The 8,814-nt window shown below is 27.6% G+C and carries 9 protein-coding genes; 5 read left to right on the forward strand and 4 right to left on the reverse strand.

Going from position 1 to position 8,814, the window contains the following annotated elements:
* Positions 1–251: 251 nt before the first annotated feature.
* Together recJ and CSPB_RS08465 are read right to left on the reverse strand one after the other, a co-directional pair.
* Entirely contained in the window at positions 252–1,829 is a 1,578-nt protein-coding gene (gene recJ / locus CSPB_RS08460; RefSeq protein WP_089193882.1) for a single-stranded-DNA-specific exonuclease RecJ, read from the reverse strand.
* Positions 1,819–3,462 (reverse strand): glutamine hydrolyzing CTP synthase, encoded by a 1,644-nt coding sequence (locus tag CSPB_RS08465; RefSeq protein WP_033917169.1) that lies wholly within the window; start codon positions 3,460–3,462, stop codon positions 1,819–1,821. The genes recJ and CSPB_RS08465 overlap by 11 nt, the downstream gene beginning before the upstream one ends.
* Before the next feature lie 126 nt (positions 3,463–3,588).
* On the opposite strand from CSPB_RS08465, the gene hisF reads away from it, so the two are divergent.
* From hisF to CSPB_RS08710, 5 genes are all read left to right on the forward strand, one after another.
* Positions 3,589–4,350 (forward strand): imidazole glycerol phosphate synthase subunit HisF, encoded by a 762-nt coding sequence (gene hisF / locus CSPB_RS08470; protein WP_089193883.1) that lies wholly within the window; start codon positions 3,589–3,591, stop codon positions 4,348–4,350.
* Positions 4,347–4,889, forward strand: coding sequence for a purine-nucleoside phosphorylase (locus CSPB_RS08475; RefSeq protein WP_089193884.1), 543 nt, complete (start codon positions 4,347–4,349; stop codon positions 4,887–4,889). Before hisF ends, CSPB_RS08475 begins: the two co-directional genes overlap by 4 nt.
* Entirely contained in the window at positions 4,886–5,953 is a 1,068-nt protein-coding gene (rlmN, locus tag CSPB_RS08480) for a dual-specificity RNA methyltransferase RlmN (protein ID WP_089193885.1), read from the forward strand. Before CSPB_RS08475 ends, rlmN begins: the two co-directional genes overlap by 4 nt.
* Positions 5,954–6,105: 152 nt before the next feature.
* Positions 6,106–6,288, forward strand: coding sequence for a hypothetical protein (locus CSPB_RS08485; protein ID WP_033917165.1), 183 nt, complete (start codon positions 6,106–6,108; stop codon positions 6,286–6,288).
* Between the two features lie 9 nt (positions 6,289–6,297).
* The gene (locus CSPB_RS08710; protein ID WP_193625339.1) at positions 6,298–7,299 is read left to right on the forward strand and encodes a hypothetical protein; all 1,002 of its coding nucleotides are present in this window, start codon (positions 6,298–6,300) and stop codon (positions 7,297–7,299) included.
* Here CSPB_RS08710 and CSPB_RS08495 read toward each other — a convergent pair.
* The gene (locus CSPB_RS08495; protein WP_089193886.1) at positions 7,296–8,201 is read right to left on the reverse strand and encodes an RluA family pseudouridine synthase; all 906 of its coding nucleotides are present in this window, start codon (positions 8,199–8,201) and stop codon (positions 7,296–7,298) included. The genes CSPB_RS08710 and CSPB_RS08495 overlap by 4 nt on opposite strands.
* A 1-nt stretch (position 8,202) precedes the next feature.
* Positions 8,203–8,691 (reverse strand): crossover junction endodeoxyribonuclease RuvC, encoded by a 489-nt coding sequence (gene ruvC / locus CSPB_RS08500; protein ID WP_089193944.1) that lies wholly within the window; start codon positions 8,689–8,691, stop codon positions 8,203–8,205.
* Positions 8,692–8,814 lie beyond the last annotated feature (123 nt).

Genomic DNA, 8,814 nt, shown 5'->3' on the forward strand with positions numbered 1-8,814 from the left:
ATATGTTATTTACAGATACTTCATCAATTAGCAAAAATAGGATTAAGCGAAAATAGATATATAATGATAAAAATTTAAAAGTATTAAATTCCACTTGTTAACATATCAAATACTAAAATTTTAGGAGCAGCCTTTCATAGCGTAGATGTTAATGAGTTAATAAATGAAATAACCTTAGTTATGCAATTAAATGGTAGTTTTTAAAAACCAAATTTTCATATCCTAGCATTAAACGATTTGTTTACTAATGTTTAATTAATTGAAGGTTTTATATCTACTACCAAAAGTTGTGGTGTTATAACTCCTCTAAAACAATTTTTTGATATAGAAAAAATAATATCAATAAATTCTCCAACTTTAGGACAAAAAGTATAATTATAAAATAATACTTCATAACTTTTATTATCTAATTGAATTATAATTTTTAAATGATTTTTTATTTTTCCTATTTTCTTTACATTTTTTACAAAAGCATTATTTATCCTAAAATATGGTCTAGGATTTTTCTGACCATAAGGTTCAAAATGTTCTAAAATTTCCAAAAGCTCGTAATCTATATCATTATGATCTAAAAAACCTAAAACTTCATTAGTATTATGGAAAATATCCATATCGTATTTTTCACAAGCGTAATTTATACGCTCTTTGAATGTATCTAGATTAAAACTTTCTATAACAAGTCCAGCTGCACCCTTATGTCCGCCAAAAGTACATAAAATATCTTTTTGTGTTGATATTAGATCAAGGATATTAAATTTACCAACACTTCTAGCACTTCCTTTTGCCATATTTCCATCTATACTAAAAACAATAGCTGGTTTTTTATATTTTTTAGTTAGCCTACTTGCAACTATACCTATAACACCTTCATGCCAATTTTCACCCCATACTACTATGATATTATCATTTTGATTGATATCAGATAATGAATTTTCTAATAAATTTTTCTCTTCTTCTTTTCTAGAGTTATTGAAATTTATAATTTCATCTAAAAAATGCAAAGCTTGATCAATATTTTTTGATTTTAAAAATTTATATGAAAACATTGCATCACTCATTCTTCCTGCACTATTTATAAGAGGATCTATAAGAAAAGATATATCATCAAATTTAAACTCATCTTTTGAAAAATAAGTTTTTATTGCATTAAAACAAGCCCTTTTTGAATTGTTTAATCTAGTTAGTCCATTTTTAACTATAATTCGATTTATATCTCTAAGCTCCATCATATCAGCAATAATTGCCATACAAAGCATATCTAAAAAACTTCCCATATCATATTTAACACCACAAACTTCTTTTAAAGCACCTATTAAATACCAAGCAACTTCTGCACCACAAATTTCACAACTAGGAAATGTGCAGTCACTTTGCTTTGGATTTACTATAGCATAAGCCTTAGGCAAAATGGGTGGTGGAACATGGTGATCTGTTATAATTAGATCTATGCCTTTTTTTAAACAAATTTCAGCAGCTTCATTGGCACTAATTCCATTATCAACTGTTATTATAAGGTTAGCTTTTATGTTAGTTAGCATTTGTGGATTTAATCCATAACCATCAGTAAAGCGATTAGGTATTTTTGTTTCATAATTTACACCCAAAAAATCAAAAAAATCACTAACTATAACACTACTAACAACACCATCTACATCATAATCCCCAACTATAACAATTTTTTCATTATTTTCTATTGCCGTTTTTATACGTGTAGCTGCTTTATAAATATCTTTTAACTCACAAGGCAAAGGTATATCTGACATTTTTTTATGAATATCAGAACTAAATCTTTGCTCTAAGATATTTTTTATATCATTTTTACTTAGCATGATGGTGATCACTTGCTGCTTTTATATAGCCAAGTATCGCCGGATTTGGTTTTGTCAATCTTGATGTGAATTCTGGATGAAACTGAACGCCTAAAAAGAATGGATGTTTTTTTAATTCAACCGCTTCTATCAAAGAATTACTTTCTCCACAAACTATAAATCCAGCTTTTTCTAACTGATCTTTGTATTTTGGATTTGCTTCATATCTATGACGATGTCTCTCTCTTATCTTTTTAGTCCCGTTATAAATTTTACTTAAAAGTGAGCCTGAGACAACATTGCAATCATATCCACCAAGTCTCATAGTTCCACCAAGTGGACTTTTATGAGTTCTTATCTGTTTTTTACCGCATGTATCTATGAAATTATCTATCAGATAAATAACCGGTTCTTTTGTATTTTCATCAAATTCATTTGAATTTGCATCTTTTATATTTAATACATTTCTACAAAATTCAATGATACTAAGCTGCATCCCAAGACAAATTCCAAGAAATGGTATTTTATTTTTTCTTGCATACTCTATAGAGATGATTTTCCCTTCTATTCCTCTAGTTCCAAATCCTCCGGGTATCAAAATGCCATCCATATCTCTAAAAAGTTCATCAACATTTTCTTTTTGAATTTTTTCACTATCGCACCATTTTATATTTACTCTTGTATCTAAATTTGCACCAGCATGTATGATAGCTTCAGTTAGACTTTTATAGCTTTCTTTTAAATCAATGTATTTTCCAACTAAAGCTATACTAACTTCATCTTTTGGTGCAATAACTCTTTTTACTAACATATCCCAATTTGACATATCTGGTGTTAGCTCGCCAAGATCTAATATATCACTAATTGGTACTAATATATCTTGTTTTAAAAATAAAAGCGGAACTTGATAAATACTCCTACTATCTGAACTTTCTATAACGCAATTTCTTTCAACTCCGCAACTTGCAGCTATTTTATGTTTTAATTCGTTTGTTAGTGGAATTTCACATCTACAAATTATCATATCAGGCGTTATACCTATCCTTCTTAACTCTCCTACACTATGCTGCGTTGGTTTTGTTTTAAGCTCACCTGCAACTTTGATATAAGGAACCAATGTAAGATGAATATTCATAGCATTTTTTCTACCAACTTCTATTCTTAAAGCACGAATTGCCTCTAAAAATGGGAGTCCTTCTATATCTCCAACAGTTCCACCTATTTCAACTAATAATATATCATTTCCTTCGCCAGCTTTTTTTATCCTATTTACTATCTCTCCAACAATATGTGGTATTACCTGTATAGTCTCTCCTAAGTAATCCCCTCTACGCTCTTTTTCTATAACTGAACTATAAACTTTACCTGTTGTAAAATTATTTTTTTGAGACAAATTTTCATCTAAAAACCGCTCATAATGTCCTAAATCAAGATCAGTTTCAGCTCCATCATCAGTTACAAAAACTTCACCATGTTCAAGTGGACTCATAGTTCCTGGATCTACATTTATATATGGGTCTGCTTTTAAAATACTAACTTTAAAACCTACATTTTTAAGCAATGTTGCAATACTAGCAGATGCTATGCCTTTTCCCAATGAACTCAAAACTCCACCTGTAACAAAAATATATTTTGTATCAGATTTCTTTGCCATTAAATTTCCTTATTATTATTTTAATCTTGTATTATATCTTTTTAAATGTTATAAATATATGAATTTATATTTATCTAAATTTACACTATTTTTTGATATCATAAAATAAAATTTTGGAGTTTTTTGATGAATAAATTTGCAAAACGAATCATACCTTGTTTAGATGTAAATGATGGTCGTGTTGTAAAAGGTATAAATTTTATAAATTTAATAGATGCCGGAGATCCAGTAGAAGTTGCAAAAATTTATAATGATGCAGGAGCAGATGAGTTATGTTTTCTTGATATATCTGCAAGTCATCAAAGTAGAAATACAATTGTTGATGTAGTTGCAAAAGTTGCAAAAAACCTATTCATACCACTTAGCGTTGGTGGCGGGATTAGAAAAATTGATGATATAAATAGACTCCTTGATGTTGGATGTGATAAGGTTAGCATAAACTCAGCTGCTATACACAATCCAAATTTGATAGATGAAGCTGCTAAAAAATTTGGCTCACAATGTATAGTTATAGCAATTGATGCAAAAGAAGTTAGTGCTAACAAATATAATGTTTTTATAAATGGTGGCAGAGTTGATACTTGCAAAGATGTTTATGAATGGGCAAAAGAAGTTCAAACCCGTGGTGCTGGAGAAATTTTACTAACTTCAATGGACAAAGATGGAACTAAAAGTGGTTATAACATAACACTAACAAAAAATGTTAGCTTGTCACTAAACATACCAGTTATTGCAAGTGGCGGTGCGGGAAATATGGAACATATAAAAGATGTATTAAAAGCAGGTGCTGATGCAGCTTTGGCAGCTTCGATATTTCATTTTGGTGAAATTAAAATACCAGATCTTAAAAAATATCTACAAGAAAATGGGATAGAAGTTAGAAAATGATTGTTTGTGCAGGAGATGTAGAAAATTTTAGTTTTGCAAAACCAATTGGAATTGGATTAGTTGATAGTGCTATAAATTTAACAAACATTTTGACAACAACCTTACTAACAAAACAAAATATTTCTCAGTTAGTCTTTATAGGAACTGCTGGTCTTTATAAAGATGGAAATATTTTTGATATTTATGAGAGTTCAAAAGCTTCAAATTTAGAAATATCAAAAGTTTTAAATTTAACTTATAGCCCTATAAAATATACAATAAATAATAATGTTTCACATGAAACATTTCTGGTTAATTCTTCAAATTTCATTACACAAGATGAAAAAATAGCTTATAAAATGTTTGAGTTGGGTTGTTTTATGGAAAATATGGAATTTTTTTCTGTATTAAAAGTTGCTAATTTTTTTAAAATTCCTGCTTATGGAATTTTTTGTGCTACAAATTTTTGTAATAAAAACGCACATAGTGATTTTATAAAAAACCATGAAAAAGCCAAAAAAATTTTAGCTTCATATATCAAAGAAAAAGGAATTATATGAAAAATTTGCTTGATTTTTCACAAGCAGAACTAAGTGAATTTATAGAACCAAAATTTAGAACAAAACAGATTTTTGAATGGATTTACAAGAAAAAAGCAAAAAGTTTTGATGATATGACAAATTTACCAAAAGATTTAAGAGAAAATTTGAAACAAAATTTTTACATAGATCCATTAAAAAAAATAAAAAGCGAACATAGTAAAGATGAAAGTATAAAGTATCTTTTCGAGCTAAAAGATGGTAAAACCATAGAAACAGTTTTGCTTCCAATGAAAGAAGAACAAGTCGATGAAAATGGTAAAATTATTCGTCATGCAAGATACACAATATGCGTTAGCTCACAAGTTGGTTGTAAAATAGGCTGTGCGTTTTGTCTAACTGCAAAAGGTGGTTTTGTTAGAAATTTAACTGCTGGTGAAATTTTAGCTCAAGTTTTATACCTAAAAAATGACAATAATATACCTTACGAAAGACGCGTAAATATAGTTTATATGGGAATGGGAGAACCATTAAATAATCTTGAAAATGTTTCAAAAGCAGTAAAAATTTTTACAGATAATGATGGGCTTGCGATATCGCCACGCCGTCAAACAATATCTACAAGTGGATTAAGCACACAAATAAAAAAACTTGGAGATATGGATTTAGGCGTTCTTTTAGCAATTTCGCTTCACGCTGTAAATGATGAGTTAAGAGAAAAACTTATGCCGATAAACAGAGCTTACAACATAGCTTCCATAATGGACGCTGTTAGAAATTTTCCAATTGATATGAGAAAAAGAGTTATGTTTGAGTATCTTATGCTTGATGGCGTAAATGATAGTTTAAAAGATGCAAAAACCCTTGTTAAACTTCTAAATGGCATAAAAGCAAAGGTAAATTTGATATATTTTAATCCGCATTTTGGTTCTAAATTTAAAAGACCAAGTGAAGAAAATATGATAAAATTTCAAGATTATATGTCTGCTCATGGTGTAACTTGCACTATAAGACAAAGTAAAGGTATTGATATAAGTGCAGCTTGTGGACAACTTAGAGAAAGAAGTAAAAATGAGTCTGCTTGATATAGTTCAAATTATTTTTATATCTATTGTAGTTATAATTTCAATATTTTATTTTATAAAAGTTTTAAAAGATGATAAATAAAATTTATATTATTTTAATTAAAAAAAGTATAATTTATTTTAACTATCAAATTTAAATTAAGTGGAATATTATGAAAAAAATAATGTTGGCTACATTTTTTGTTTCATTATTTGTAGTTACTGCATTTGCAGTATGTGTTCCTTGGTTTCCACAAACTTGTAAAAGCAATTTTGTTTGGAATGAAGAAAAAGGTTGCTATACTTATCCAAATATAAGAGTAAATGGTGAACCTGTTTGTGTGAGTGGATTATAAAGGATAAAAATGTTAGTTATCGCTACTAAAAGTTTTTACGAAAAAACAAATGATATAGTCTTTAAATCTCTTAGTGGCGATAATTCTATAAAAAAAGCTGATGATTTTCAAATAAATAATGAAAATCAAATTTCTTCTAATTATAAAAAAATTAATTTTTTTAGCCAAAATAAACAAATTTCTATAAATTTAAATAACCAAACGCTAGATTTACTGCAAAATCATTTTTCAAAAGATGATTTTTTATATTTAGAAGATGGAAGTATTGGACTTAGTGGAAGTGCAAATGCTTATGTAGATGGTTGGTTTAAAGATATAATGCAAAATCGCAACTTCGCAAGTGCCGATAAAAACCAAAATAATATCATAGAAAAAAATGAGATTAATGAGCTAAAAAATTCTATAAAAGATAGTTATAGCATTCAAGATTTAAGAAATTTAGGACAAATCGTTTTACGAAAAATGGCAAATTCCACAGGTTACAATACAGATAAAAATGCTAAACCTATTTCTCTTGAAGAAATTTTGCAAGATAGCATAAAAAATGATACTAATTTTGATGGACAACTTAGCAGAGTTGAAGTTGCAGCAAATGGAGATGATTTAAAAGTAGGATATGAAAATATGGCAAAAAATGCAGCTAAAAATATCTTAAAACAAAATGCAAAATTTGTTATAGATCCTACAGGTGAAAAAATGTCTTTAATGAATGGCAAATCAATGAATGAAGTTGAAGAATTTTTTGGAACAAAAACAGATAATAATTTTAAATTTATGAAATTTAAATCTTTAAAAATAAAAAATTTAGAAACAGATGAGAGTAAAAAAGAGGAGCTTTTAGTAAAATTTCCTGAATTTAGCTATATTATACAAAGTAATCCAAATATTTCGCAAAACGAAATTTTGGCTCTAAAAAAGAAACAAGAAAATATCAAAATTTATAAAAATAGCATAGAAAATTTTGATACAAAATTTATAAAATCACTTCTTAAAACAAATTTACAAGCTTAAATTTTTAAAGATTTTAAAAACTCACTTTTAAAATCAAATTTTGTTTCGATTATGAATTCCTTATTTTTATAAGTAAATTCTAGTTTTGAAGCATGTAGACAAAGTCTTTTTGCACCGCAAAATTTTATTCTCTCATTTGTGTTTAATTTTTCATCCATTATTGTTTCAACTATTTTTGTTCCAAGCCCATATAAAGGCTCCCCTAAAATTTTATGTTTCACATGAAACAAATGCAAACGAATTTGATGCTGACGCCCAGTTAATGGAATAGCCTTAATTAAAGTAGTATTAATTTTATCATAAAACTCAATAGGAATAAATTTAGTCAAAGCAGTTTTTCCACTTTTATTTATTTGCATTCTTATCTTTACTTCACTATTCTCATCACTTTTTGCTATAGATTCATCAACTATAAACTCACTCTCGATTTTTCCTTTGACAAGTGCTATATATTCTTTTTTAACTGCCCTACTTTCAAACATTGTTTTAAATTCTTTACTTATATTTGAATTTTTGCAAACCAAAATCAAACCACTTGTTTCTTTATCTAATCTATGAGCAACACACGCACTTTTACCATAAAGATACCAAATTTCATCATATAGATTATAGCTTGAATTTCTTCCATTTGGATGAGATAAAATACCACTTGGTTTGTCAAAAACTACAAATTCATCACTTTCAAAAACAGGTTTTAAACCTTTTGGATTGCACTCATAATCTATTAAAAAAATTTCTCCATTTAATATATCATTTTTTACTTTTACAAGTTTATCATTACAAAACACCCTGCCCTTATCTATAAGTTGTTGAGATTTTGCTTTTGAAAATCCATTGTTAATTAAAACTTCATAAGCTTTTAAATTTTTAACTTCATCAATTTTTATTTTTTTATAAGGCATATTAATTTTTATATTGATTATTGATACGAATATTATTTGCGTGAGTTAAAGCTATAGCTATTGCATCTGTAACATCAAGAGGTTTTATATCTTTATTTATACCAAGTATTTTTTTTACCATAAATGCAACCTGCTCTTTTGTCGCTTTTGCTTTACCTGTAACTGCTTTTTTAACTTGAAGTGGCGTATATTCTGTAAAATTACCATGAATTTGAATTATTTTAAGGCTAAGAGCGCCACGAAACTGAGCTAGTTTTAAAACTGTTTTTGGATTATAAGCAAAAAATATATCTTCAATAGCAACTTCATTTATTTTATGATTTTTCATAACTATATCTAAACCTTCACAAAGTTCACTTATTTGATGTTGCAAAATATCAGGTTTTATTTTTATAAGTCCAGCTTCTATAAGTGAAATTTTCAAATTTGATTTTTCAACTATAGCATAACCACAATTACGGGTTCCAGGATCAATTCCTAAAATTTTTATCACTACTTTTCCCATTTTATTCACATTTTATTCACTATGTGAAAATTTAATTTTATCTTTAACGAATAATTTATTAAATTTTAGGTAAAATAACATAAATTTAATATAAAGTGAGCATAGCAT

The organism is Campylobacter sputorum (assembly GCF_002220775.1).
GTDB classification, from domain to species: domain Bacteria; phylum Campylobacterota; class Campylobacteria; order Campylobacterales; family Campylobacteraceae; genus Campylobacter_F; species Campylobacter_F bovis.

Bases quoted from the DNA above. Each gene is read 5' to 3' on its own strand.
- recJ (WP_089193882.1), bottom strand. From the start codon at position 1,829: ATGCTAAGTAAAAATGATATAAAAAATATCTTAGAGCAAAGATTTAGT.
- CSPB_RS08465 (WP_033917169.1), bottom strand. From the start codon at position 3,462: ATGGCAAAGAAATCTGATACAAAATATATTTTTGTTACAGGTGGAGTT.
- hisF (WP_089193883.1), top strand. From the start codon at position 3,589: ATGAATAAATTTGCAAAACGAATCATACCTTGTTTAGATGTAAATGAT.
- CSPB_RS08475 (WP_089193884.1), top strand. From the start codon at position 4,347: ATGATTGTTTGTGCAGGAGATGTAGAAAATTTTAGTTTTGCAAAACCA.
- rlmN (WP_089193885.1), top strand. From the start codon at position 4,886: ATGAAAAATTTGCTTGATTTTTCACAAGCAGAACTAAGTGAATTTATA.
- CSPB_RS08485 (WP_033917165.1), top strand. From the start codon at position 6,106: ATGAAAAAAATAATGTTGGCTACATTTTTTGTTTCATTATTTGTAGTT.
- CSPB_RS08710 (WP_193625339.1), top strand. From the start codon at position 6,298: ATGTTAGTTATCGCTACTAAAAGTTTTTACGAAAAAACAAATGATATA.
- CSPB_RS08495 (WP_089193886.1), bottom strand. From the start codon at position 8,201: ATGCCTTATAAAAAAATAAAAATTGATGAAGTTAAAAATTTAAAAGCT.